Here is a 25,022-nt window from a genome sequence, read left to right as displayed (position 1 = left end):
GGCGTCAGAAGGCGGCCACGTCGAGCTCCATGATCGCGGCATCGATGTCGGAGATCACCGCACGGTCAGCGCTGAGCCTCGGCAGGACGGTTCTGGTGAAGAAGGACGCGACCGCGATCTTGCCCTGGTAGAGGTCGCGGTCCTTGGTGGCGGAGGGCAGGGCCGCCGCGGCGACTTCCGCGGCCACCAGCAGTCGCCACCCGATCAGCAGATCGCCGACCGCGAGCAGGAAGCGGACGGACTCGAGCCCCACCTTGTACAGTTCGCGGCCGTTGTCGGCGGCCGCGAGCAGGTGCTGGGTCAGCGTGGCGGTCATCGCCTGCACGTCCTCGAGCGCGGTCAGCAACAGTGCGCGTTCGACCTTGAACTCCGGCGTCCCGGCTTCGGGCTGCGCGGATACCCGGACCTGATCGGCGATGTGCGCCAGGGCGACACCGCGGTCGCGGGCGATCTTGCGGAAGAAGAAGTCTTGCGCCTGGATGGCGGTGGTGCCCTCGTAGAGCGAGTCGATCTTGGCGTCGCGGATGTATTGCTCGATGGGGTAGTCCTGGAGGAAGCCGGAGCCGCCGAAGGTCTGCAGGGATTCGGTGAGGTACTGGTAGGCGCGTTCGGAGCCGACGCCCTTGACGATCGGGAGCAGCAGATCGTTCACCCGCGCGGCGAGTTCGGCATCGGCGCCCGACACGTGCAGCGCGGTGACCGGGTCCTGGTGGGCGGCGGTGTAGAGGTAGATCGCGCGTAGGCCTTCGGCGTAGGCCTTCTGCGTCATCAGCGAGCGCCGGACATCCGGGTGGTGGCTGATGGTCACCTTCGGAGCGGTCTTGTCGGCGATCTGGGTCAGGTCGGCACCCTGGACGCGGGTCTTGGCGTATTCCAGCGCGTTGAGGTAACCGGTCGACAGGGTCGCGATGGCCTTGGTGCCGACCATCATTCGCGCTTCCTCGATCACCTGGAACATCTGCGCGATGCCGTTGTGCTCGTCACCGACCAGCCAGCCCTTGGCCGGAACGCCGTGGCCGCCGAAGGTGAGTTCACAGGTGGCCGAGGCCTTGAGTCCCATCTTGTGCTCGACATTGGTGACGAACACGCCGTTGCGGTCACCGAGTTCTCCTGTCTCGGAGTCGAAATGGAACTTCGGCACCAGGAACAGGCTCAAACCCTTGGTCCCCGGTCCCGCGCCCTCGGGGCGGGCCAGGACCTGGTGGAGGATGTTGTCGGACAGATCGTCGGCATCGGCCGAGGTGATGAACCGCTTGACGCCCTCGATGTGCCAGGAGCCATCCTCCTGCTCGACGGCCTTGGTGCGGCCGGCGCCGACATCGGAACCGGCGTCCGGCTCCGTCGGCACCATGGTCGCGCCCCACTTCTTCTCGACCGCGATCCTGCCCCAGCGCCGTTGTTCGTCGGTACCGATGCGCTCGACGATATCGGCCATGCCGGGCCCGGTCAGGTACATGTACGCCGCGGGCTGGGCGCCCAGAAGAAGTTCGTTGATCGCCCACGCGAGCATGCGCGGTGCCGCGATGCCGCCGATGGCCTCGGACTTCGCGACGCGCCACCATTCGGCGTCCTGCCACGCCCGGACCGAGCGCTTGAACCCCTCGGGTAGTCGCACGGTGTGGGTCGACGGATCGAATTCCGGTGGATTGCGGTCGGTTTCGGCGAACGAGGCCGCCACCGGCCCCTCGGCGATCCGGGCCGCTTCGACGAGCATCGTGCGCACGGTGTCGTCGTCGAGGTCGCCGAACGCGCCGGAACGCAGCACGTCCGCCAGGCCGAAGACCTCCAGCAGGTTGAACTCTAGGTCTCGGACGTTGCTCTTGTAATGGCCCACGGGCCCAGTCCCTTCGATGGTCCGGTCGATGCGACCGGAAGGTGAGGTCGAGAGTGCGCAGATCCGATACGCGCCGTGGGCCATTGTGATTGCGCGCCGAGGCGCTACGCAACCGTAAGTTACTGGCCGCTAAGGAAACTAATCTGATGTTCGTTCTCGGGGCCGATGTCAGTGGCAAATAATCCGGAGCTAAGTTGGTCCTTGCTAAGTTGGGTGGTAGCAGTACGTCGTCAGTCGTGCAGCGCGATGCGGTCGCCGATGGCTGTCAGCGCACCCGCGAGGTTCCGGCGGCTGAGGGCGCGGGGATTGCGCACCGCGTCGATCACGACCGTGCTGATCGCCTGGATGAGGATCCGGGCCTCCGGCGGTGTCAATTCGGCATGGGCCGTCTGCAGCAGCCGGGCCCAGCTCAGGACGCCGTCGCGATGGATCCGGCGGTAGCGCGTGGCTTGCGGGTCCGGCAGGTGCCCGACCTCGCTGACGGTGGTGCCGAGCAAGTCCGGTTGCTCGAGCGCGAATCCGACGAACGATTCCATCAGCAGATGTACCGCCTCCCGCGCGTCGCGGCCCTCGGCCAGTGCGCGGGCGGTGTACATGCCGATCCATTGCTCGTTGCGCACGATGATCTCGTTCAGCAGGTCGGCCTTGCTCGAGAAGTGGTGATAGAGCGCGGGACCGCGCACGCCGACAGCGGCTCCGATGTCCTCGATGCCCACCGCGGCATAGCCGCGGGAGTTGAACAGCCGTGCCGCGGCGCCGATGAGGCGTTCGGGCCGGACGGCGCGCTCGAACTCCGCGGCTTGGGGCGGCGCCGCCTGCGGCCGGGGTGCCCGGTGCGCGGTTCCGCCCGGGGGCAAGTCGGTGGTGAGAAGCCGCAGGATCGCGGCATCGAGCACGGAGGTGAATGTGGATGTCGGCAGCTGCTGGCGGTGGTACGACGGGCTGACCGCGACCGAGAGGATGCACCAGCTGAGCAGCTCGACATCCTTGCCGGGGAGCTGCGGGCGCCGCGCACGCACCGCCCGGCGCAGGTAGCCGGTCAATCGAACCGCGCGGACCAGCACCGAATAGCGGTGCGCGGGGGTGAGGTTGCGGAACTCGAGCTGCCACAGCCGGGGCAGCCCGCGCAGTTCCAGGGCGATCGCGACGAGTTCCTCGAATACCCGATGCCCGCTCGCGTCCTCGGCCGCCGCGGCGTCCAGCCGGGAGGCCGTCGCGTCCAGTCCCGACATCAGGCAGTGGCCCAGTAGTTCCTGTTTGTTGCGGAAGTGGCGATACAGCGCCGTCGACGAAATCCCGACGGCGGTGGCGATATCGGTCATGGACGTGCCGTGGTAGCCCGCCTGGGAGAAGGCGTCGGCGGCCGCGGTGAGGATGGTGGCGCGGCGGTCGCGGGGGCGTCGGCGGATCGGCGGGCCGGCCGGGGTGCTGGTGCTCATCGCCTCCCAGTGTGGCCTACCGGCGCCCTGCCGCCAGGCCCGGCGTCGCCGCGCGTACCCGCCCGTTTTCGGGTGTGCCTTTCGGTCGGCCGGGTGGATCAGCTCACACTTTGTTGGGTTGAGCATCAAGAATGATCACTTCATCAATATAGTGGGTTTCGCAGGGAAGAGGGGGATGGGTGGTTCGGCAGCGGCGCCGGATCCGAGTTCTCGTCAATCGTCGAAATGTGTGGGCCGCCGCGCGCGGCGACACAACGCAAGGGAAGCGAGAAACAGTGCCTGACAGTGGTTTGCAGCCGCTCCACGATGGGCCGTTCGACGACTCGCCGCACGACCGGGGGTGGGCGGGGTCCGAGTCGGTCATCGTGCGAGTCCTGCTGTGGGTGTTCCGCTGGTATCACCGTCACGAGGTCGGCGGCGTGCTGACGCCACCCCCCGGGCCGGTCCTGTTCGTGGCCAACCACGGTTTCGGTGGCGTCTTCGACCTCAATGTGCTCGCCGCGCGCTCGGCCTATGTCCGGATCGGGGATCCGCGGGGTGTGATCACGCTGACGCATCACATGGCCTGGGTGATCGGGCTCGGCCCGATTCTGGGCAGATTGGGTGCCGAGCCCGCGACGGGTGAGAACGCGTGCCGGGCGCTCGGGCGTGGCGAGCATGTGCTCGTCTTCCCGGGCGGTGATGTCGATGCCTTCAAGTCGTGGGGGGAACGCAACCGGGTCGTGTTCGACGGCCGGACCGGTTTTGCGCGGCTGGCCATCGAGGCCGCCGTGCCGATTGTTCCGGTGGTCACGTCGGGGGCGGGCGAATCGCTGATCTGCCTGTCCGACGGGCGCGGGCTCGCGCGCCGGCTCCGCCTCGACAAGGCGCTGCGGCTCAAGCGCCTGCCGGTGACGCTGTCGCTGCCCTGGGGCCTGACTGTCGGGATCGCGGGGTTGCTGCCCTACATCCCGCTGCCGACCAAGATTCGGACCACGGTGCTCCCCGCGATGCGGCCGAGGCCGGGGGAGTCGGCCGCCGAGTTCGCCGAGCGGGTCCGCCACGCGATGCAGGTCGAGCTCGATCGCCAGACCGTGCGCCGGATACCGCTGCTCGGGTAGCACCGGCCGCCGTCCAGTTCTGAGTTTTTCATCAGAATGGCTTGACGAGGGATCAATCGGATGTGATGATATTATCAACTTCACTGGGAGGTACATCGTGACAAGCATCGACAAGGGAGTCGACACCGGCCGGACGGTGCAGGTCGGCGACCGCGAGATCTACTTCACCGAGTTCGGATCAGGACCCGCGGTCGTGCTGCTGCACGGCGGTGGCCCCGGCGCGACCGGGCTGTCGAACTACTCGCGCAACATCGAGGCGCTGGCGGAGCACTTCCGAGTGCTCGTGCTGGACATGCCGGGCTACGGCCGGTCGTCGAAATACATCGACCAGTCCGACCCCTTCGGCTACCTGGCGCGCGTGCTCGGCGAGTTCCTCGACGTCCTGAAGATCGACTCGGCGCACCTGATCGGCAACTCCTACGGCGGTGCCGCGGCGCTGCGACTGGCGATGGACCGACCAGGGAAGGTCGATCGTCTGGTCCTGATGGGTCCCGGCGGCGTCGGTTCCACCCGCGCCCTGCCCACCCAGGGCCTGCAGGAACTTCTCAACTACTACCGGGGTGATGGTCCCAGCCGCGAGAAGATCATCCGGTTCATCCGTGAGTACCTGGTGTACGACGGTGCGACAGTGCCGGACGAACTGATCGAGGAGCGCTACCGGGCCAGCATCGAACCCGAGGTCGTCGCGCACCCGCCCTTGCGCCGGCCTTCCGGCTTGTTCGCCCTGCGCACGCTCTTCCGGATGGACCTCACCCGGGACTCGCGCTTGAGCAAGGTGCCGCACCCCACGCTGGTGGTGTGGGGCGAGGACGACAAGGTCAACCGGCCGTCCGGGGGCAGGATGCTCGCCGAGACCATGCCCGACTGCGATCTCTACCTGGTGGCGCGGACCGGTCACTGGGCGCAGTGGGAACGAGCCGAGCTGTTCAACACCCTCGCGATCGCCTACCTGAAGGCCGAGCGGTGACCGGCGAAGGCGTATTCGGCGATGGATCGGTCTTCGGGGCCGTCCACCTGGGTTACGTCGTCGTGGAGTCCCAGCGGATGTCGGACTGGCGGCGCTTCGGTGCCGACGCGATCGGCATGCACGCCGACCAGGTGGACTTGTCCACGTTGCGCTTCCGCCTCGACGACCACGCCTGCCGGTTCCTGGTGGAGCGCGGCCCGCAGGAGGACGTGACCGCCATCGGCTGGCAGGTCGACGACCACCAGTCCTTCGACCGAATCATTGCGCGGGTGTCGGATCGCGGTGTCCCGATCACCGAGGGCAGCGCCGAGGACGCGGCCCGCCGCGGCGTCGAGCGACTGTGGCGGTTTCCCGGCCCCAAGGGGATCGTGCAGGAGATCTTCACCGTCCCGGTGACCACCCCCGAGCCGTTGCGCATGCTCAGCTCCGGGTGGGTGACCGGCGAAGCCGGGATGGGACACGTCGCGATCGTGTCGAGAGAGCCCGAAGCGCTGCGCGGCTACTACCAGACGGTCTTCGACTCCCGGCTCAGCGACTACATCGACGAGAACGTCTCCGGCCTCACCCTCAAGATCAGGTTCCTGCGGGTGAACGAGCGGCACCACTCGATCGCGATCGCCAACATCCGGGGTGTGAAGATCGACCCGATCCGAACCAGGGTGCAGCACATCAACATTCAGTCGGGCTCGCTCGACGACGTGTTGGCGGCCTACGGGCGGGTCACCGATCTCGGCTTCCGGATGGCCTGGTCGGTCGGCCAGCACACCAATGATCGTGAGCTGTCCTTCTACTGCATCACCCCTTCCGGATTCGAACTCGAGGTCGGCTGGAATCCGATCGTGTTCGGTCCGGAACGCGAATCCACCTGGGAGCCGACCACTTACCAGGGCATCAGTATCTGGGGTCACACGCCGGTCGGCGAGACCGTGCTGGACAAGTTCGCTCAATTCCGGCAGGTCGTTCGGACCCTGCGGACCCCCGAGATCACTGTTCCCCAACTCACCGGAGGCATGGCGCGATGACATCGTTCGACTACGACGTGGTAGTCGTCGGGCTGGGGCCCACCGGGCTGACCCTGGCGAACCTGCTCGGCCGTCGCGGCGTGCGGGTGCTGGTACTCGAGCGTGAGCCGGAGTTCTACGGCCTGGCGCGGGCTGTCTACACCGACGACGAAGGCATGCGGATCTTCCAGTCCGCCGGTGTGGCCGACGAAGCCTCGGCGCAGATGAACCTCGACTGCACCGTGCAGTGGGTACGCAGCGACGGCTCGGTGCTCGCCCAGTTCAACCAGGCCTCGCGCCCGCTGGGCTGGCCGGTGGCCAACTTCCTGTACCAGCCCTACCTGGAGAACACGCTCGAAAACGCTCTCGAGCGCTATCCACACGTCACGGTTCGCCGCGGGCGTGAGGTCCTCGGCTTCGACCAGGACGCCGACGGTGTCCTCGTCCGGCATGCCGAATGCCGCGGCACCGGGTACGGCAAACACGACGCCGACACCGACCCGGCCACCGCCGAGGAGGTGCGGGCCAAGTTCCTCGTCGGCTGCGACGGCGGCCGCAGTGTGGTGCGCACGCAGCTGGGCATAGACATGACCGGCACGAGCTTCCCCGAACGCTGGCTCGTGGTCGATCTGCTCGCCAACGACGGCGTCGACGCCTTCCGGCATCTGCCGTACTTCAACTTCGTCTGTGATCCCGAGCTGCCGACGGTGTCGTGTCCGCAACCCGGTGGACACCATCGGTTCGAGTTCATGCTCAACGACGAGCAGAGCAAAGAGGAGATGGAGGATCCCGGCCAGGTCCGCGATCTCATCGGCCACTACGTCGACCCCGACGAAGTGACGGTGCTGCGCAAGCTGGTCTACACCTTCAATGCCGTGGTCGCCGACCAGTGGCGCGAGGGACGCGTCCTGCTCGCCGGTGACGCCGCGCACATGACCCCGCAATTCATCGGCCAGGGAATGAACTCCGGTGTCCGTGACGCCGACAACCTCTCCTGGAAGCTCGGCGCCATCATCCAGCACGGTGCCGGTCTCGATCTCCTCGACACCTACGAAACGGAGAGGCGACCACACGCCAAGGCGATGATCGACCTGTCGGTGCTGAACAAGAGCATCGTCTCGGTCAACAACAGGCTCGCCGCCGGCGCCCGCGATGTCGCCCTGGCCACCGCGCTGAAGGTCCCCGGGCTCAACACGTGGATCCGGGAGGCGAAGATGAAGCCGTCCCCGCGGTTCCGTCGCGGCGCCTACTTCGGACTCCCACGCAAGATGGTGCGCGGCGTCGAGGGCACGCTGGCACCACAGCCGGAAGTCCGCACGTTCGACGGACGACACCAGCGCCTCGACGACGCACTCGGCCTCGGCTTCGCTGTCGTCGGTTACGGTGTCGATCCGCGTGATGGTCTCAGTGTCGCCCAGCGCAACGCCTTGCAGATCCTCGGTACCCGGTTCGTCACCGTGTATCCGACCGGCGGCCGCCCGCAGGGCGAGCCGGGAGATGCACGCCTCGCCGCCACCGACTACGCCGATGTCGAGGACCACACCGGCGATCTCGCCCGGTGGTTCGCCAAAGCCGGTGTCGCCCACGGCGGCACGGTGCTGCTCCGCCCGGACAGGTACGTGTTCGGAACCAGCGCGAAATCCGACGCCACCGAACTGGTCACCGCACTGCTGGCCCGTCTCGCCGTCACCCCCGCGATGCTGACCGCCAATCACAACCCCCTGCGCGTCGTGGCGTCCGCAACGCCGAGCACTCTGGAGGAAGCCCGATGACCACGACCATCAAGGGACTGCCCGCTGTCCGCGCCGCTGCCGAACGACTCGCGACCGCGACAGACCTGGGCGTGCCCGTGGCAGCGGTGCGTGACCTGATCGGTGCCGACGACATCGAGTCGGCCTACGCGGTGCAGCATCTGGGCACGCGTCGGCGGATCGAGGAAGGCGCCCGGGCCGTCGGGCGCAAGATCGGCCTGACCTCCACGGCCGTGCAACGGCAACTCGGTGTCGACCGGCCCGACTTCGGTGTGCTCTTTCACGATATGGACGCGAAGGCCACTCCGGTGTCCGAGCGGCCCAGGCTGTTGCAGCCCAAGATCGAGGCCGAACTCGCCTTCGTCCTCGGTGCCGATCTGACCGGAGACGACCTCGATCCCATCACCGTGCGTGGCGCCGTCGACTACGCCGCACCCGCACTCGAGATCGTGGACAGCCGAATCGCGGGCTGGGACATCACTTTCGGTGACACGGTGGCCGACAACGCCTCGAGTGGCTGGTTCGTGCTGGGTGAACAGCGACTCTCGCTCGACGATTTCGAGCCGCGCGAGATCACGATGACCATGCGCATCGATGGCGAGATCGTTTCGCGCGGAAAGGGTTCGGACTGCCTCGGCGACCCACTGCTGGCGTTGGCCTGGCTCGCCCGCACCGCCCAGGCCCTGGGCGATCCGCTGCGCGCGGGAGAGATCGTGCTCTCCGGCGCGCTGGGGCCGATGGCACCGCTGGTGCCCGGCGCGCGGGTACACGCCGAATTGTCACAGCGCTCGGGGCCGCTCGGCACCGTCGACTTCGCATTGGAGGAGAAGTGATGAGCCGCACCAAAGTCGCCGTCATCGGATCAGGCAATATCGGCACCGACCTGATGATCAAGGTGTTGCGCCTGTCCGACACCCTCGACATGGCCGCCATGGTCGGTATCGACCCCGACTCCGACGGGCTCGCCCGCGCAAGCCGGCTGGGGGTGCAAACCACCGCGCGCGGCGTCGCGGGGCTGATCGCCCTGCCGGATTTCGAGGACATCGAGATCGTTTTCGACGCCACCTCGGCCGGCGCGCACAAGGCCAACGCCGCAGCCCTCGCGCCCTTCGGCAAACGCCTGATCGACCTGACACCCGCCGCCCTCGGCCCGTTCGTCGTTCCCGCGGTGAATCTGGATCAGCACCTGGCGGCCGACAACGTCAATATGGTCACCTGCGGTGGGCAGGCGACGATTCCGGTGGTCGCGGCGATCGCCCGGGTCACTCCGGTGCCGTACGCCGAGATCGTCGCCTCGATCGCGTCGAAGTCCGCGGGTCCCGGTACCCGCGCCAACATCGATGAGTTCACCGAGACCACGTCCCACGCGATCGCCGCGGTGGGCGGCGCCCACCGCGGACGAGCGATCATCGTCCTCAACCCCGCGGAGCCGCCACTGATCATGCGCGACACCGTGCTGGCGCTCATCGACACCGCCGACGCCGAGGTCCACGCGAGGATCAAGGAGTCGATCCTCGCGATGGTGGCGGATGTCGCCGCGTATGTGCCGGGGTACCGGCTGAAGCAGGACGTGCAGATCACGCCGGTCGAATCCGGAGCTCCACTGCGCACGCTCGTCGGGGACGCTCCGGTCACCCATCAGGTCAGTGTCTTCCTCGAGGTCGAGGGCGCCGCGCACTACCTGCCCGCCTACGCCGGCAATCTCGACATCATGACCTCTGCCGCGGTGCAGGTCGCAGAGCGGATCGCCGCATCCACCGAGGAGAGTGTCCGATGACCACCGAAGTCTTCCTGCAGGACGTCACCCTGCGCGACGGAATGCACGCGCTGCGCCACCGCGTCGACCCCGCCGCGGTCGCGCGGATCGCCGCCGCGCTCGACGCCGCCGGTGTGGACGCGATCGAGGTCGCCCACGGCGACGGACTACATGGCGGCAGCCTCAACTACGGACCGGGCAGCCACACCGACTGGGAATGGATCGAAGCAGCGGCAGGTGCGCTGCAGTACGCCCGGCTGACGACGCTGCTGCTGCCCGGAATCGGCACCATCGAGGATCTGCGCCGTGCGTTCGATCTCGGCGTGCGCTCGGTCCGGGTTGCCACGCACTGCACCGAGGCGGACATCGCCGCCCAGCACATCTCCGCTGCACGCGAACTCGGCATGGACGTGTCCGGCTTCTTGATGATGAGCCATATGAACAGTCCGGAAGGTTTGGCCGACCAGGCGAAACTCATGGAAACCTATGGCGCGCACTGCGTCTACGTCACCGACTCCGGCGGGCGGCTCACCATGGACGGTGTCCGCGAACGCGTCCGCGCCTACCGGAATGTGCTCGAACCCGGCACCCAGATCGGCATCCACGCCCACCAGAATCTCTCGCTGTCGGTGGCGAACAGTGTCGTCGCGGTGGAGGAGGGGGTGACCCGCGTCGACGCGTCCCTGGCCGGACTCGGCGCCGGTGCAGGCAACACTCCGCTCGAAGCGTTCGTCGCGGTGGCCGACCTGACCGGCTGGGAACATGGTGCCAACCTCGATCAGCTCACCGACGCGGCCGACGACCTGGTCCGGCCGCTGATGGATCGGCCCGTCCAGGTGGACCGCGAGACGCTGACGCTCGGCTACGCCGGCGTCTACTCGAGCTTCCTGCGCCACGCCGAGAACGCCTCGGCCACCTACGGTGTCGACGTGCGCACGCTGCTCACCATCGCCGGTCGGCGAGGGCTCGTCGGTGGGCAGGAAGACATGATCGCCGACATCGCGCTCGACCTGGTCGGCAATTACTGAGACTTCCGGCCCGCGCCGGTCGGAAGGTGACGCGGCCCCAGCTTTGTCACAGGAGCTGGGTCCGCTGTCGCCACGGGATGGAAGTCGGTGGACGGTGATCGCCGGTGCCAGGCGGTACGGTGGCCTGCCCGTCAACGTGCGAAGAGCGGAGCGACGGCGGCAGTTCCTGGACGCGGCGACTCGCGTCTGCGCGGAGCGCGGCCACCTCGCTTGCTCACTCGCCGAAATCTGTGCGTCCGCCGGCTTGTCGAAGCGGCAGTTCTACGAGGAGTTCGAGACCCGCGACGATCTACTCGTCGCGGTCTACACCCGGATCCAGGACGACGCGGCCGCCGCGGTGGCACGCGCGCTGGCCGACCTCGCTGTGCCCACCGACCCGGTGGCGGCCCTGCGGGCCGGCCTGAGCGCCTATCTCCTCTCGATCGGCAGCGAGCCGTATCGCGCCAAGATCGCCCTGTTGGAGGTGACCGGTGCCGGTGAGCACACCGAACAGCGGTGCAGGGCGCACGCGCACAACTGGGCGGCGCACATCCAGAGTTCACTGGCGACGACCGGGATACGGCTGGGTGGCGACACCGCCCCGCTGCTCGCCGCCACGGTCAACGCCATCGCCCGTGAATGGATGCTGCGCGAGACCAATCCGCCGCTGTCGGACCTGATCGGCCTGCTGACGGACCTGGCGCTGCTGCTCGTTACACGAGAGGCTTCGCCAGATTGCGGGGCAGCGGATTCCTGACGATCCGCTCCGGTCATCGAACAGCTGGTATCTGTTGGGCGTGCTGGTGCATCGCCGATGTCCGTCCCGGAGCATTTCCAGCGCCAAGGACTTTCAGCAGGCCCCCCCGAGTAATTTTCCGGAGCCCCGCACGGCCATGGCGAGCGACCACCGATTCCGGGGCGATGCCCAGTGGAAAGATGTTGTGCCGTAATCATTACCGGCCTTGCGACGTGCCGTAGCCGACCAGGAACATCCGGACCGCGCGCTGCACCACCTCCGCGATGTGCTGCTCGGTGACCGATTCGCCGAGCAGGGCGCGTTCGCGCAGTTCGCTGTAGACCAGCATCCCGAATTGGCGTGAGGCCGCGTCGGGGTCGGGAATCGACAGGGTGCCGCGTGCACACTCCTGGCGCAGATAGTCCGCCAGCGTGGTGCCGAAGCGTTCCATCACCTGCCGGTACACCCCGGCCAGCTGCGGGAATCGTGGCACCTCGGCGATGATCAGCCGGTAGAAGCCCAGGTGCTCGGGAGCGACCCAGTTGTGGGCGGCCTCGGAACCGAAGCGGGTCAGCACCTGCTCGGGGTCGTCGCCGGCCTCGGCCATCGCGGTGGTCGTCGCCGCGTGCGAGCGTGCCACGAGCTCGTCGACCACCGCGATCAACAGGTCTTGCTTGCTGGGGCAGCGCGCGTAGATCGTCTTCTTGGACACCCCCGCGGTCTGCGCGATACGCGCGACGCTGGCGTGGGCGTAGCCGTGCTCGACGAATTCGGCCGTCGCGGTCGCCAGTATGTTGCGCCACCGCGCGGCCAGCTCGGAGCTTGGCGGCCGACCAGGGCTGACCGTCCGCGGCCGGGCCCGCTGCGAGGTGTCCGTCCCAGTTGCCATGTCCCCGACCTTCCCACATCACATCTTTCGCGACCAATGACGTCCTCAGTGCGACCCACGCACCCTTGACAAATGGTACTCGTAGGTTCCTATACTCTAAAGGAACCCAGAGGTTCCAATAATTTCAGGGTTCCGCAACCCCGCCATTCGGGAAGCCGGCGCACAGCGCGCCGCTATCTGCGGTGAAGAGTCGCGTTCCGGCGCAGCTCTTCCCGCGACGTTCGAAGTCCAGCCGGTTCTCGGCTGCGAAGGAGGATCCCGCACATGTCTGAAGATCCGTTGTCGGCTACCCGCGCCGACGTGCAGTCCTGGTTCTTCGAGGACTACCTGCCGCGCTGGGTGGCGGTCGCAGCCGGGCAGTCACCGGACGGGCCCGCGTTCATCCACGACTACTGGGGCACCCCGTTGCATGTCGCCGCACTCGGGCAGTCGCTGTGGTGTCTCGACGATGCCGCAGTGCTCGCGTTCCTGGAGGTCAATCACGCACCGCTGCGTGACTCGGGCTACACCCACACCGTCGTGCCCGACCGCCGGGTCACCGTGTATCACTCCGCCGGTGCCGCGATCGAGGTCATCTGGTCGCGCCGACGCTCCGACGAGAGCGAAATCCAGCGGTGGGCCGTGCATTTCGAAGTCGCCAAGTCCGCGGCCGGCTGGCGGGTGGTCGGTATGCAGGCCACCGACACCGTCAAGGACACCCTGGCCGAGATCTGGCCGCAGCACTCGCTGAAGGAGATCGTCAGCCATGGCTGAACCGAAATATCCACCGCTGGAGATGCCCGAAGGCCTCGCCCGCGAGACCGTGACGATCTGGAGCAACGGCATCGCGCTCGATGCCGACATCTACCGGCCGGTGAACCTGGCCCCCGATGCCCAGGTGCCCGGTGTCGTGCTCGGCCACGGGTGGGGAGGCGGCAAAACCACCGCCGAACGCTACGCCGCCCTGTTCGCCGCAGCTGGAATGATCACACTGACCTTCACCCACAGCAGCTGGTTCGGCTCCGGATCACCGCTGCAGCTGGTCGGTCCCGCGCCCGAGCTGGATGACAACAATGAGGCCACGGCCCGGGTTCGGTTCATCCGCGATCTCATCGATCCCTGGGCCTGGACCCAGAATGTACGCGCCGCCCTGGACTACCTCGAAGGCGAACCGAATCTGGATCGGTCGCGAATCGGATTGTGGGGCACCAGTTTCGGCGGCGGCATCGCCATTCATGTCGCCGCCAACGATCCGCGGGTCAAGGTGCTGGTCGTTCAGGTGCCGGCGATCGCCCTGTCGAAGACATCCGCGTGGGAACTGGCTCAGCACCGCGCGATCGCCACCGCACGCGGCGATTTCGCGGCGATTCCCCAAGGGGTAGACCAGTTCCCCGATTCCGACGGCACCCCGTATCTGGCGGCCCTGGCACGGTTCGACCCGTCGACACAGCTCGACCGGCTGACGATGCCGACCCTGATCATCGACGCCGGTGAAGAGGAGCTGTATCCGACCGCCGACAACGGCAAGAACGCCGCGGCCGTCCTCGAAGCCAACGAGGTCCCAGTCGCCTACCACGTCGTGCCCGCGATCTCGCACTACGGCATCTACTTCGACGGTTTCGAGTTCGGCAGCCGCACCGCACTCGACTGGTTCGACAGGCACCTGTGATGGCACCCGCTGAACGCACTCTCGTCGTCGCGACAGCGCTCGGCGATCTCCACGTGCACGACAGCGGATCGATGGATCGGCCGTCCGCGCTACTGTGGCCGAGCCTGTTCACCGACGGCCGGACCAGCTGGAGTGCCCAGCTCCCCGGCCTGGGCGCCCTCAACAGACGGACACTGCTCGTCGATCCCTGGGGTACCGGTGCCAGCGCCCCGGCCACCCGCCGATTCACGATGGAGGAGTGCGCGGAGGCAGCATTCCGGGTTCTCGACGCCGCCGGTGTGCACCGTGCCGTGGTGCTGGGTCTGTCGTGGGGCGGGTTCGTGGCATTGCGCATGGCGCTGGCCGATCCCGAACGGGTCACCGGGCTCGTTCTGTCCAACACCAGCGCCCGCCGTATGCCGCTGGCCGGCCGGGCACGGGATCGCGCGCTGGCGTTGCTGCTGCGCGCCGGTGTCCCCAGCGGTCCAGGCGCGATGGTGGCCGCCGGCATGCTCGGGAAAACCACCCGGCGCACCCGCCCGGAGCTTGCCGGCGAACTGGGCGCCATGGTCGACCGTCTCGATCGGGGAGGGCTGGCGCGGGCGATGCGCTCCGTGCTGGCCGATCGCAGTGACATCACCGGCTCACTGGACGAGATCCGATGTCCCACATTAATTCTCGACGGTACCGAAGACCGCCAGTTCGACCGCAGTCATGCCCGCGAACTGGCCGAGCGCATCCCCGGTGCCCAGTTGGAGATCTTGGCGCGCGCCGGACATCTCGGCCCCCGCGAAGCCCCCGACGAAGTGATGACACATATCGAGAAATTCCTGACCACCCTCCCACCCCTGCTGACTCGACCGGCGCGGACACGCGCGCCGAAAGGACCCCTGACACCATGACTACCTTGCGTTATGAAGTGTTCGTCAGCGACGGCGTCCCGCGCTCGCGACCCGAACGGCTCCCCGACGGCGGCGCCATCGTATCCTCGCCGCTGGCCACGACGCTGATCATCGGTGAGCACGACGCCGTGCTGGTCGATCCGCCGTTCACCCACGGCCAGATCGACCGGGTCTGGAATTGGATTGCCGGATTCGGCAGGAAACTGACCCACGTCTATGCCACCCACGGCCACGGCGACCACTGGTTCGGCACCGCAGCCCTTCTCGAACGGTTCCCCGACGCGATCCCGTATGCCACCGCGGGCACGATCGAGGTGATGTCCATGAACGCCGAATTCCGTGCCTATGTCTGGGATTCCGACTTCCCTGGCCTGATCCCGGACTCGCCGCTGATCTATCGGCCGATACCTGCGGAAGGCTTCGATCTGGAAGGCCACAAACTCGTGCCCGTCGAGGTCGGTCACTCCGACACCGACGCCACGACAGTGCTGCACGTGCCCTCGATCGGCCTGGTGGTCGGCGGCGACGTCGTCTACAACGGTGTCCACCAGATGCTGCTCGAGACCGGCAGCGGCGGCCACGGCTTCGATGCCTGGCTGGCCGCACTCGACGTCGTGGAAGGTCTTGCCCCGCAGGCGGTCGTCGCCGGTCACAAGAACCGGGCACTGCCCGACGATCCGGCAATCATCGACCAGACTCGCGAATACCTGCTCTTCGCCCGTGCGCTGCTCGAGAGCAAGCCGACACCGCAACAGTTCTTCGACGAGGTCGTCGCCCGCTTCCCGGACCGCCTCAACGTCGGCCCGGTCTGGTATGGGGGTCACGGCTTGCTCGGTGTCCCACTTCCACGGTGACGCCCTGCGCGTATCACCGCCCGCTGTCCGGCCCCACCGGTCATGCGCACCCTGCTGGATTCATCGAAAGGATCCCGGCGATGTCCATCGTCCCTGCGCCCCAGCCGAACACGGCGAGCGCGTACACGCCTGAATTCGAGCATATGCCTTCGGAGGCTGTCCCTGCCCCGCCCCGCACTGTTGTGGACGCGTGGACCGCGCGGGTACATTCCCGCCTTCGTGATCAGCATGCTCGCGGCATGGAAAGCCGGAGCGGGGGCCCTGCTGCTCAACCCGATGTATCGCGGCGCCGAACTGCGCAGGCTGATCGACGACTCGAGGGTCTGCGGTCTGATCTGCCGCGACCTCGACCTGGCGCAGGTGCAGCGGACCGTCGAGTCGAGCACAGTCGGCTGGATCCTGACCGCGTGCGAACGGGACTTCCAAACCGAGAACGACCCGCGTGTGTTCACCGACGAACCCGCGCCGGCTGCTGACGGGCAGCGATGTGTCGCAACGATATTCGCCGAATCCGGACAGCGAACCCTTGCTCCGGTGGCTGTGGGCCCGGATGACGTCGCGTTGCTGTGCTACACCTCGGGAACCACCGGACCGCCGAAGGGTGCGGTATCCACCCACCGCAACGTGCTGGCGGCCGCCGAGAACTTCGCGCGCTGGCAGAGTGTCACCGACACCGACCGGCACCTCGCGGTCGCCCCGCTGTTTCACATCACCGGCGCCGTCGCGAGCGCGGTGACCGCGCTGGTTCACCGTATGCCGTTGATCCTCATCAACAGGACACGCCCACAGGTGGTGCTCGACGCGATCCGCCGCCACCGGCCGACCATTACGATCGGCTCGATCACCGTGTTCAACGCCCTGCTGACGCTAGCCCATGCCCGAGCCGCGGATCTGGAGTCGGTGCGGCTGATCTACTCCGGCGGCGCACCCATCCCTCCCGCCACCATCGACGCCTTTCACCACCGGTTCGGGGTCTACATCCACAACGTGTTCGGCATGACCGAAACCGCCTCGACCGTCATCGCCGTGCCCGCCGGCGTCACCGCTCCCATCGATCCCGGCAGCGCGACGCCGGCGATCGGCATCCCGATGAGTTCGGTCGAGGCCCGCATCGTCGGTCCGGACGGTGAGGCCCTGGGCGTCAACACCGCCGGTGAACTGCAACTGCGCGGCCCGCAGATCACCCCCGGCTACCTCGGCAACCCGCACGCCACCGCCGACGCCATCACCGACGGCTGGCTACGCACCGGCGATGCCGCGATCCGAGACGAGAACGGGTGGATCTACCTGGTAGACCGGCTCAAGGACCAGATCAACGTCTCGGGCTTCAAGGTCTGGCCCCGCGAGGTCGAAGACGTCCTCTACGAACACCCCGCGGTACTCGAGGCCGCTGTGGTCGGCGAACCCGACCCGTACCGCGGCGAAACGGTCGTCGCATACGTGTCCCTCAAACTCGATGCCTTCATCAGCCCTGCCGCGTTGCTGGCATTCGCCGCCGAGCGACTCGCCGCGTACAAGCGGCCCCGCAAGATCCATATCGTCGACGAACTGCCGAAGACCGCGTCCGGCAAAATCCAACGCCGCCAAATACATTCGGCACACCACTCCACATCCGCCGACCTCGGCACCTAGTCGGGTTTCTGCCCCGCCAGACCGAAAGGCCGGCAGGTTCCGGTCGCCGCGCCCTTCGACCGGACCGGTGCGGGACCTTCGTGGCCCAGCCCGTTTACGTCGCAGCGATTTCCGGTCCCTGCATAGGCGCACCGACCTCGGTGCGCATCAACTTCACCTGATCGTGCGGCAGCGTGTTCATCGCGCGCAGCAGCTGCAGCCCCGACAGCTGGGTGGGGTCCGGCGGTCGCGGTCCGGCGGCCCACGTGCACGGTGGTGCCGGTCGCGGTCAGCCGTTGTCCGTGGGTGGCGACCGAACGGATGTAGTTGACCTTCAATTCCAGGGTGGAATATCCGAAGCCGGGCCCCAGAGTGGTGTGCACCGCGGTGCCCATCACCGAGTCCAGCAGTGTCGCGCATATCCCTCCGTGCACGGCCCCGAGCGGTTGGCGAAGTCGGGGCGGGTCTCGATCACGACACTGACCCGGCCTTCCTCGAGTTCGATCACGCGCATTCCGAGTAGCCGGACGATGCTGGGGATGCTGAAAGGAACTACGTGATGACCACCACCCATGACAGCGCCGCTGTCATCGCACGGGATGGTCTCATGCTGTGCACTCCTGGTGGTTCTGCTCTTCGGGGGCAACGTTCTATCGGCTCATTGCGGCATTGCCGGAGAGAGTCGGCATGCGGTCGTCTCGGCCATGAAGCGCCTGTCAGCGGCGATCACCCCGATGGCCCGTTCATCGCCACCGGGTATCGAGTCCGGGTAGTCTTCTTCGAGCATGTCGTTGATCGTCTACGCAGTTGGCCGTGTTGGGATGTGCGGATGAGTTCGACCCGTTCGTGGCAGCCGCTGACGTTCGCGCTGGTCGCTGCCCATTTGCTTGGCGACCGCGCAAAGTCTGCCGGGACCGCCGAGCGGATCGACGCGCCACCGGCCGGGTCGGGTATGTGCTGGTCACAGCGACAGAAGTGGCGGCTGAGATCGGCGTCCGGCCCTCCCGCCCGGCAAGTTCACGGTCGAAACCATGGCGATGCCGGCCATGCCGACCGACCCGCACCAACCGGTGAGCCCGCAAAATATCCACACCGGTTCCCCCGTGACCCGGCCCAATATCACAGCTGAGCATTGTCGAGAAAGGGAAAACCCGTGAATCTCGAGAAAACCATCTCCGCTGCACTCTGCGCCCTCGGCCTTGCCATCCTGCCCGCAGTTCAGGCACAAGCCGACGACAACGTCGTCGTCGGCCCGGGAACCTCGATCGGAACCTGCACCATCGCCTCCGTCGGCACCGACAACCACGGCAACCTTGTCGCGCTGACCGCCGGGCACTGCATGCGCGTCCCACACCAGCGCGTGCGCGTCGGCGGCCGACAGGTCGGGAATTTCGCGGCGTGGTCCAGCACGTGGCCTTCGGAGCCCTTCCGGGAGGACGCCCAGCTCGACTACGCGGTGATAAAGCTCGACCCCAAGGTCGTCACGCCCACCAACCTCACCCCGGAGGGCCATCGCGTCGACCGCATCGCCCCTTACCTCGATCCCAGACAGCTGCTGTGCAAGTACGGCCAGATCACCGAGCACACCTGCGGCAACGTGCTGGAACGCGACCGCAACGCGGTGCGGTCCTGGCAGCTGGTCTTCCCGGGCGATTCCGGTGGTCCGGCCTACGTGGGTTCGGCGCTGGTCGGCATCGCCTCCTCGATCAACCTGTTGCGCGTCTGGGCCCCCGTCCAGTTCACCGGAATCGGCGGCGTGCTGGCGGACCTCGCGGCTCAGGGTGGCGTCGGCGCCGGCTTCACCCCGATCAGATAACGGGCCGTCCCCGCGCAGGTGGACGTGGCGGACGCGTTTACGCCTACGACGCACCCACCCAACCTCGAGTGCCCCGCATTACTGGAGTGTCGCCGAGAATCCGATCCATCGCGATCGGTAGGTTCCGCCGGGGAACTGCCCGGGTCGCCGAGGATCGGTGAGCGGACTGGTGTCGTGAGAACTGTTCTACCGCAGAGGGATCTGTTTCCAGGTGTCGATGACCTTGTCGAAGGTCTGTCCTCCGAGATAGACCTCAACTCCGGCACCGATCGCGAGCACCGTGACAACGGCGGCGGCCACAGCAGCGATAACTGGGCCACGGCGTCGACGCTGAGGTGTCTGTGGGGGTCGAGCGAATGGCGGAGCAGCTCGTTGCAGGACCCCTGGAAACGGCAGTGTCGCAGCGCTCCCGTGCCGCGTATATTACAGCCGATGCACGCGTCGGACGGGCGACAGCCAGTGATCTCGCGGTGGTCTGGCATAGGGCGTTTGCGTCCCGGTGTGCTCGAGATCGAGGGTCCGCTGGGAAGTCTGCCGGGACATTCTCACCACTCCGTGCAGGTGGCCGTCGCCCACCGGGGGACGTTCGTCATCGAGGATCTCCATGGCCGTCAGCGACGTACGAACGCGGCGATCGTTCCCGCCGATCAGTCGCACGCGTTCAGCGCCGCCGGCGCCTGGGGCGTCGTGGCGCACGTCGAGCCCGAGTCTTCTCTGGGTGCCGAGCTGATCGAGCTGGTCGACGATCCGTCCGACGTTCGCGCCTGGCATCACGCGGGACAGACCCTGACCAAGGGGCACAGCGCGTACGTGGAAGGCCGCCTGCGCTCTCCCGGAAACACCTCGCACCCGCTCCATCCGGGAGTCGCCGCCGCGCGCACCCGCCTTCAGACCGAGCTGGACTCACGACCCATCCGGCTTCGCGACCTCGCCGCGACTGTTCATCTGTCGGAGAGCCGGCTGGCCCATCTCTTCGCCCAGGACCTCGGAATCACCTTCCGGGCGTACGTGAGATGGCTCCGGTTGCTCCGGGCGACCGCAGCGGTCGCGCAGGGGCGGACGCTCACCGATGCGGCGCACCTGGCGGGGTTCACCGACAGCTCCCATCTCACGAGGACGTGTCGCCGAACCTTCGGCGGCCCGCCCACCGCGTTCAGCACGATCCGTTGGGAGATCCTGCCGACCTAGCAGGTTGGTCCAATCCTGGACACAGGGGAAGGGGCGAGGCTCGAGCAGACCGGAAAGGAACTGCTCGTGAACACATCACCCATCTTCGACTCCTTCACACCGGACGGCGGCGGCCCCCGACTCACCTCGCTTCACTGGGTCCCGAGCGGGCCTGCGCGGGCCAGTGTCGTCATCATGCACGGTCTCGGCGAGCACGCTGCCCGCTACGACAGCACGGCTCGGTTGTTCACCGCGGCCGGTTTCTCCGTGCTTGCCATGGACTACGAAGGATTCGGGCGATCCGAAGGACGCCGCGGCGACGTCCGATACCGGTCGACAGCGCTGGCCGTGGACCATCTCATCGCACACGAGCGTGCGCGAACGGGCGGCGCGCCGGTCGTGCTGTACGGCCACAGCCTGGGCGGGCTCTACGCGTTCCTCTACGCAGCGGACCGGCCGGGGACGGACCTGGCCGCGGTGGTGGTGACCGGACCCGCTTTCGACTCGGAGCTGCGGAACCAGCGACTCAAGGTGGCCGTGGTCAGGAGCCTCGGCCGCGCCTTCGCCACCCTGACATTGCCGAACGGGCTGCGGTTCGAGCGTGTCAATCGCGACCCCGACGTCGTCGCCGAACGGTACGCCGATCCCTTGGTCCATGGGCGAGCGACCGCGCGCTTCGCGATCGACGTCCTGGCACAGATGGATCGCGTGGCATCGGCTGCCACCCGAGTCGCCGTACCACTACTCGTGGTTCACGGAGACGCCGATCTGATCAATCCGGTCTCCGCCAGCCGCCAGGTGGTCGACCTCGTGCCATCGGCGACACTGCGGACCTGTCCGGGCGTATACCACGGGTTGGAGGACGAACCCGAGGGGCCGGTCATCCTGGCCGAGGTCATCGCATGGATCGACCGGACGCTTCGCGGCGAGAGGAGTTCGGGGTAGCAACTCCGGACAGTTCGGCTGATCTCGCGACTTCATGCTCCTGATGTGCATGAAGTCGCGAAAGCCATTGCACTGCTCTTCGTTCACGCTTGCTGCTGCGCGCGAACGGTTTCGGGGCCCTGGCTGGTCGCCATTGTCGCCGAAGCTGCGGTGCGGGGCCAGGTCCAGGCGTACCGCAGGATGAGGGCGAGAAGGAACATTTCCAAGACGATGCCGAGACCGTAGAAGTACAGCCAGGACTCACCCGTTCCGTTGAATGCCGTGACGGGGAGGTAGAGCGAAGCCACGATGAGGTTCGCGATGCGGCTCACCTTGGCGGGCAGCGTCATCGACAGCACGATCATGAAGATCGGGATTGCCATGAGGATCAGCGCCGTGGTCGAAAACGTCTGGGAGAGATCGAATTCGAAGACCTTGCCGTCGAGGATCTCTTCGATGACGCCGGGCGTGAAGAAGTTGAGAATGTCCACGTAGGCGTACAGGAACATGAAGCTCGTCCACGCTGCGGCGAGCTTGGCTCGCACCGGCATCGGCTGGTCTTCCAAGGTGGTGGTGGGTTGACGTGTACTCATCATGGGCTCCGTGGTAGGGCGGATCGGTAGGTCCACGATGGCTGAGCCCGACGCCGGGCACACCGGCCCGGAGGCTGGAGTTCGCCTGGCTGATGGCATGAGCTCTCTCTCGTACTTTCGGCGGGTACGCCGAGGCGCGCCGATCCCTATGCTGAATCCGTGGTCACTGTCCGGCGTTCCCTCTGGCATGAGCCGCGGCCTGGTGACGCCCCGCCCATCGGTCGGCTCGACTGGCTGCTGGTGGGCGTGTTCGCGGCCGCCGCCTTGGTCGAGAGCATCGTTCGGCCGGGCTTGGCCTGGCGACCCCTGGTGGCGGTGCTCGCCCTGGTGCTGATGCCGGCCCTGCTCTGGCGGCGAAGCCGCCCCCTGATGGCCGCCCTGGTCGGGTGGGGCGTCGCCGGGCTGCTCTCGGTCCTGCAGCTGACTGCGCATGCCGGGGACCTCGGCCTCTACTCCATGATGGCCGTCTTGATCCTGCTCTACTCCCTGGTTCGGTGGGGCTCGGGACGGGAGATTGTCTTGGGGACGGCGTTCGTGGCAGTCGTCGTCGCGCTGGGGATGTACGCCTCCTCCGCGGGCTGGGCCGACGTTTTCGGCGGAAGCGTCCTCTTGCTGTTGTTTGTCGCCCTGGCCGCGGTGTTCCGCTACCGCGCGGACCTCTGGCATCGCCAACAGCGCGAGATCCGCAATCAGGAACGGGTGGCGCTGGCGCGCGAGCTGCACGACACCGTGGCCCACCACGTCTCGGCCATCGCGGTGCAGGCGCAGGCCGGTGGCGTGGTCGCCGCCATCCAGCCTGAGAAGGCTGCCGAGGTCCTGGCCGCGATAGAGTCCGAAGCGTCGCGAACCCTGGCAGAGATGAGATCCATGGTGCGGGTGCTGCGTGAGGAGGAAGCCGTCGCCTACTCACCGCAGCTGGGTGTCGCCGACCTGCCTGCTCTGGCGCGCGCCGATGCGACGCCCACCGTCGAGGTCTCGCTGGACGGTTCGTTGACCCGGCTGGCACGACCCGTGGACGCCGCGCTCTACCGGCTCGCGCAGGAGTCGCTGACCAACGCCGTACGGCACGCCAGGAGCGCTACCCGCATCGGGATCGACGTATGCCGGGAGGGCGACACCGTCAGGCTGCGGGTCAGCGACAATGGACAGACCGAGCCGGGGCCGGTCCCGGAGCCTGGATTCGGCCTGCTGGGCATGGCCGAACGCGCAAAGCTCCTCGGCGGATCGCTCTCCGCGGGGCCGGGGCCCGCGGGTGGTTGGGTGGTCGAGGCGGTGCTGCCCGTGGAGGCGCCGGCATGAGCATTCGTGTGGTCGTAGCCGACGACCAGGACTTGGTCCGGACCGGGCTGGTGATGATCCTCGGCGCGCAACCCGACCTCGAGGTCGTGGGGGAGGCGGCAGACGGGCTCGCAGCGCTCGACCTGGCGACCCGGCTGCGTCCGGATGTCCTCCTGGTCGACATCCGGATGCCCGGGCTCGACGGCGTCGAGGTGACGCGACGACTTGCCGGGCCAGGCGTCACGGACCCGATGGCGGTCGTCGTGATCACCACCTTCGACCTCGATGAGTACGTCCTCGGCGCCCTACGCGCCGGCGCCCGCGGCTTCCTGCTCAAAGACGCCGGGCCGCAGCTCCTCGTGCAGGCCATCCACGCGGCGGCCAACGGGGACGCGCTGATCGCCCCCAACGTCACCCGCCGGCTGCTGGTGACCTTCGCCGACCAGGCGCCGGTGGTACCGGTCCAGCCCGTCGACCCGCTCACCGAGCGCGAGGAGGAGGTGCTCGCGCTGGTGGCACGCGGCCGGACAAACGCCGAGATCGCCACCGAGCTCTTCGTCGGCCTGAGCACGGTCAAGACCCACGTCGCATCGTTGATGAGCAAGCTCGGCGCCCGCAACCGCGTCGAGATCGCGATGTGGGCATACGACACCAGACGCGTGCGAGCCGATTAGCGGCGGGAAGTCGGGTAGGGGCCTTTTTCAGGGTGAATCTCCGGGTCTTTCCGGGATCCGGAGACCGAAACAGATTGCTACGGTCCGTGCATGAACCGAGATTCCTGTTCTCCGACAACGAATTCTGGTATGCGTAACCGGTTGTCGACGTCGCGATCGAAGCGAAGGTGGGTAGGCAGGGATTCTGTTGTCAGAGGTGGCGGGCAGCCATGACGACAGTCCGTGCGCGCGGCAGTTCTTCCGGATCGACTGTCACCGATGTTGCGTGGTTCTTCGCGATCGCCATCGTGCTGTGCTACGCGCTGTCCGTTCCGATGGTCTTTCGGCTGGTCTCCCCGGACTTCGACAACCTGATCGTTCCGATCCTGCAACTGACCCCGCTGCTCGCTGCGATCATCATGTGGCTCGTCCGACGACCCGGAACGTTCCGGGAGACATTCGCCATCGGGTGGCGCGGCACACCCATGTGGGCCGGCATCGGCATCGGCCTCATCACCGCGATCGCCGCCATCCAGGCCGGCATCGCACTGGCATTGGGGATCTGGCCGCTCAACCCGCTCGACCAGATCTTGGCGGCGACAGTATGGGTCGTTCCGGTCTTCCTCATGCAGTCGGTCTTCGCTATCGGCGAAGAGTTCGGCTGGCGCGGCTGGCTGGCGACCCGCGCCGCGTCATGGGGATTCTGGCCGCTGGCCGTTGTCAGCGGTTCGGTCTGGATCGTCTGGCACCTGCCGGTGATCGCCGTCATCGGAGACCGTCCACCGTGGGACATCGTCATCTATTTCGCGGGCATGTTGCCGTGGGCGCCGCTGCTGCTCGCACTTCGTTGGCGGTCGGGCAGTGTCTGGCCGGCAGTCATGACGCACGGAGCGATCAACAGCGTCCGGGTGTACCTGCTGCAATCGGTCCCCGACGCGACAGATCATCTGCTGATCGAAGCGATCGGCTGGGTGCTGACGCTCGCCGCCGCGCTGTGGCTGATGCGCACGAGCCCGGCGCCGGTCGTCCAGGGAGCCGCTGAAGCTCGCGCCCTTCCACAGCTCGGCGGTGGCGAAGAGCGGGTATCCCAGCGACCCTGACCAAGCCTGCGGGATCC

The 25,022-nt window shown here is 67.3% G+C and carries 24 protein-coding genes and 1 pseudogene; 19 read left to right on the top strand and 6 right to left on the bottom strand.

Annotation, left to right across the window (positions count from 1 at the left end; translation table 11 throughout):
- Positions 1 to 4: 4 nt before the first annotated feature.
- Together ACWF82_RS28960 and ACWF82_RS28955 are read right to left on the bottom strand one after the other, a co-directional pair.
- Positions 5 to 1,834: an acyl-CoA dehydrogenase gene (locus ACWF82_RS28960; RefSeq protein ID WP_452506260.1), complete on the bottom strand. Its 1,830-nt coding sequence runs from the start codon at positions 1,832 to 1,834 to the stop codon at positions 5 to 7.
- Positions 1,835 to 2,064: 230 nt separating this feature from the next.
- Complete coding sequence (locus tag ACWF82_RS28955; RefSeq protein WP_452506258.1) at positions 2,065 to 3,273, bottom strand: TetR/AcrR family transcriptional regulator; 1,209 nt, start codon at positions 3,271 to 3,273, stop codon at positions 2,065 to 2,067.
- Between the two features lie 275 nt (positions 3,274 to 3,548).
- On the opposite strand from ACWF82_RS28955, the gene ACWF82_RS28950 reads away from it, so the two are divergent.
- The 8 genes from ACWF82_RS28950 to ACWF82_RS28915 all read left to right on the top strand — a co-directional run bounded on the left by ACWF82_RS28950 (position 3,549) and on the right by ACWF82_RS28915 (position 11,612).
- Complete coding sequence (locus ACWF82_RS28950; RefSeq protein WP_452506256.1) at positions 3,549 to 4,373, top strand: lysophospholipid acyltransferase family protein; 825 nt, start codon at positions 3,549 to 3,551, stop codon at positions 4,371 to 4,373.
- A 106-nt stretch (positions 4,374 to 4,479) separates the two neighbouring features.
- Positions 4,480 to 5,340, top strand: coding sequence for an alpha/beta fold hydrolase (locus ACWF82_RS28945; protein WP_452506272.1), 861 nt, complete (start codon positions 4,480 to 4,482; stop codon positions 5,338 to 5,340).
- A complete protein-coding gene (locus ACWF82_RS28940; protein ID WP_452506254.1) occupies positions 5,337 to 6,362 on the top strand; it encodes a VOC family protein in 1,026 nt (341 codons plus the stop codon). Before ACWF82_RS28945 ends, ACWF82_RS28940 begins: the two co-directional genes overlap by 4 nt.
- Positions 6,359 to 8,113, top strand: coding sequence for a bifunctional 3-(3-hydroxy-phenyl)propionate/3-hydroxycinnamic acid hydroxylase MhpA (gene mhpA, locus ACWF82_RS28935; protein ID WP_452506252.1), 1,755 nt, complete (start codon positions 6,359 to 6,361; stop codon positions 8,111 to 8,113). The genes ACWF82_RS28940 and mhpA overlap by 4 nt, the downstream gene beginning before the upstream one ends.
- Positions 8,110 to 8,925: a 2-keto-4-pentenoate hydratase gene (locus tag ACWF82_RS28930; protein WP_452506251.1), complete on the top strand. Its 816-nt coding sequence runs from the start codon at positions 8,110 to 8,112 to the stop codon at positions 8,923 to 8,925. The genes mhpA and ACWF82_RS28930 overlap by 4 nt, the downstream gene beginning before the upstream one ends.
- On the top strand, positions 8,925 to 9,869 hold the full coding sequence (locus ACWF82_RS28925; protein ID WP_452506248.1) for an acetaldehyde dehydrogenase (acetylating): 945 nt from the start codon (positions 8,925 to 8,927) through the stop codon (positions 9,867 to 9,869). The genes ACWF82_RS28930 and ACWF82_RS28925 overlap by 1 nt, the downstream gene beginning before the upstream one ends.
- Positions 9,866 to 10,876: a 4-hydroxy-2-oxovalerate aldolase gene (gene dmpG / locus ACWF82_RS28920; protein ID WP_452506246.1), complete on the top strand. Its 1,011-nt coding sequence runs from the start codon at positions 9,866 to 9,868 to the stop codon at positions 10,874 to 10,876. The genes ACWF82_RS28925 and dmpG overlap by 4 nt, the downstream gene beginning before the upstream one ends.
- A gap of 94 nt (positions 10,877 to 10,970) precedes the next feature.
- The gene (locus ACWF82_RS28915) at positions 10,971 to 11,612 is read left to right on the top strand and encodes a TetR/AcrR family transcriptional regulator (protein ID WP_452506245.1); all 642 of its coding nucleotides are present in this window, start codon (positions 10,971 to 10,973) and stop codon (positions 11,610 to 11,612) included.
- Between the two features lie 196 nt (positions 11,613 to 11,808).
- On the opposite strand, the gene ACWF82_RS28910 is transcribed toward ACWF82_RS28915, so the two are convergent.
- On the bottom strand, positions 11,809 to 12,480 hold the full coding sequence (locus ACWF82_RS28910) for a TetR/AcrR family transcriptional regulator (protein WP_452506243.1): 672 nt from the start codon (positions 12,478 to 12,480) through the stop codon (positions 11,809 to 11,811).
- A gap of 264 nt (positions 12,481 to 12,744) precedes the next feature.
- Here ACWF82_RS28910 and ACWF82_RS28905 point away from each other — a divergent pair, with 264 nt between their 5' ends.
- The 5 genes from ACWF82_RS28905 to ACWF82_RS28885 all read left to right on the top strand — a co-directional run bounded on the left by ACWF82_RS28905 (position 12,745) and on the right by ACWF82_RS28885 (position 17,495).
- Entirely contained in the window at positions 12,745 to 13,233 is a 489-nt protein-coding gene (locus tag ACWF82_RS28905) for a DUF6841 family protein (RefSeq protein ID WP_452506241.1), read from the top strand.
- Positions 13,226 to 14,128: an alpha/beta hydrolase gene (locus ACWF82_RS28900; protein WP_452506239.1), complete on the top strand. Its 903-nt coding sequence runs from the start codon at positions 13,226 to 13,228 to the stop codon at positions 14,126 to 14,128. Before ACWF82_RS28905 ends, ACWF82_RS28900 begins: the two co-directional genes overlap by 8 nt.
- The gene (locus ACWF82_RS28895) at positions 14,128 to 15,009 is read left to right on the top strand and encodes an alpha/beta fold hydrolase (RefSeq protein ID WP_452506238.1); all 882 of its coding nucleotides are present in this window, start codon (positions 14,128 to 14,130) and stop codon (positions 15,007 to 15,009) included. The genes ACWF82_RS28900 and ACWF82_RS28895 overlap by 1 nt, the downstream gene beginning before the upstream one ends.
- Entirely contained in the window at positions 15,006 to 15,863 is an 858-nt protein-coding gene (locus ACWF82_RS28890; protein ID WP_452506236.1) for an MBL fold metallo-hydrolase, read from the top strand. Before ACWF82_RS28895 ends, ACWF82_RS28890 begins: the two co-directional genes overlap by 4 nt.
- Before the next feature lie 219 nt (positions 15,864 to 16,082).
- On the top strand, positions 16,083 to 17,495 hold the full coding sequence (locus ACWF82_RS28885) for a class I adenylate-forming enzyme family protein (RefSeq protein WP_452506234.1): 1,413 nt from the start codon (positions 16,083 to 16,085) through the stop codon (positions 17,493 to 17,495).
- A 221-nt stretch (positions 17,496 to 17,716) separates the two neighbouring features.
- Here the strand turns inward: ACWF82_RS28885 and ACWF82_RS28880 are convergent.
- Positions 17,717 to 18,048: pseudogene (locus ACWF82_RS28880) on the bottom strand (PaaI family thioesterase); the annotation flags it as partial.
- Positions 18,049 to 18,132: 84 nt separating this feature from the next.
- Positions 18,133 to 18,261, bottom strand: a complete 129-nt coding sequence (locus ACWF82_RS28875) for a hypothetical protein (RefSeq protein ID WP_452506232.1) — start codon at positions 18,259 to 18,261, stop codon at positions 18,133 to 18,135.
- Positions 18,262 to 18,627: 366 nt separating this feature from the next.
- Between ACWF82_RS28875 and ACWF82_RS28870 the strand changes: the two genes are divergently transcribed.
- The 3 genes from ACWF82_RS28870 to ACWF82_RS28860 all read left to right on the top strand — a co-directional run bounded on the left by ACWF82_RS28870 (position 18,628) and on the right by ACWF82_RS28860 (position 21,402).
- Entirely contained in the window at positions 18,628 to 19,290 is a 663-nt protein-coding gene (locus tag ACWF82_RS28870) for a trypsin-like serine protease (protein WP_452506230.1), read from the top strand.
- A gap of 555 nt (positions 19,291 to 19,845) precedes the next feature.
- A complete protein-coding gene (locus ACWF82_RS28865; RefSeq protein WP_452506228.1) occupies positions 19,846 to 20,478 on the top strand; it encodes a helix-turn-helix transcriptional regulator in 633 nt (210 codons plus the stop codon).
- A 66-nt stretch (positions 20,479 to 20,544) separates the two neighbouring features.
- Positions 20,545 to 21,402: an alpha/beta hydrolase gene (locus ACWF82_RS28860; protein WP_452506226.1), complete on the top strand. Its 858-nt coding sequence runs from the start codon at positions 20,545 to 20,547 to the stop codon at positions 21,400 to 21,402.
- Between the two features lie 83 nt (positions 21,403 to 21,485).
- Here the strand turns inward: ACWF82_RS28860 and ACWF82_RS28855 are convergent, their stop codons facing one another.
- Positions 21,486 to 21,974 (bottom strand): DUF6326 family protein, encoded by a 489-nt coding sequence (locus ACWF82_RS28855; protein WP_452506224.1) that lies wholly within the window; start codon positions 21,972 to 21,974, stop codon positions 21,486 to 21,488.
- Positions 21,975 to 22,133: 159 nt separating this feature from the next.
- Between ACWF82_RS28855 and ACWF82_RS28850 the strand changes: the two genes are divergently transcribed.
- The 3 genes from ACWF82_RS28850 to ACWF82_RS28840 all read left to right on the top strand — a co-directional run bounded on the left by ACWF82_RS28850 (position 22,134) and on the right by ACWF82_RS28840 (position 25,005).
- A complete protein-coding gene (locus ACWF82_RS28850) occupies positions 22,134 to 23,273 on the top strand; it encodes a sensor histidine kinase (protein ID WP_452506222.1) in 1,140 nt (379 codons plus the stop codon).
- Positions 23,270 to 23,926, top strand: a complete 657-nt coding sequence (locus ACWF82_RS28845; protein WP_452506220.1) for a response regulator — start codon at positions 23,270 to 23,272, stop codon at positions 23,924 to 23,926. Before ACWF82_RS28850 ends, ACWF82_RS28845 begins: the two co-directional genes overlap by 4 nt.
- 209 nt (positions 23,927 to 24,135) lie before the next feature.
- A complete protein-coding gene (locus tag ACWF82_RS28840; protein ID WP_452506218.1) occupies positions 24,136 to 25,005 on the top strand; it encodes a CPBP family intramembrane glutamic endopeptidase in 870 nt (289 codons plus the stop codon).
- The last annotated feature ends 17 nt before the right edge of the window (positions 25,006 to 25,022 follow it).

The organism is Nocardia sp. NPDC055053, assembly GCF_053608285.1.
This window is presented reverse-complemented; position numbering and strand designations above follow the sequence as displayed.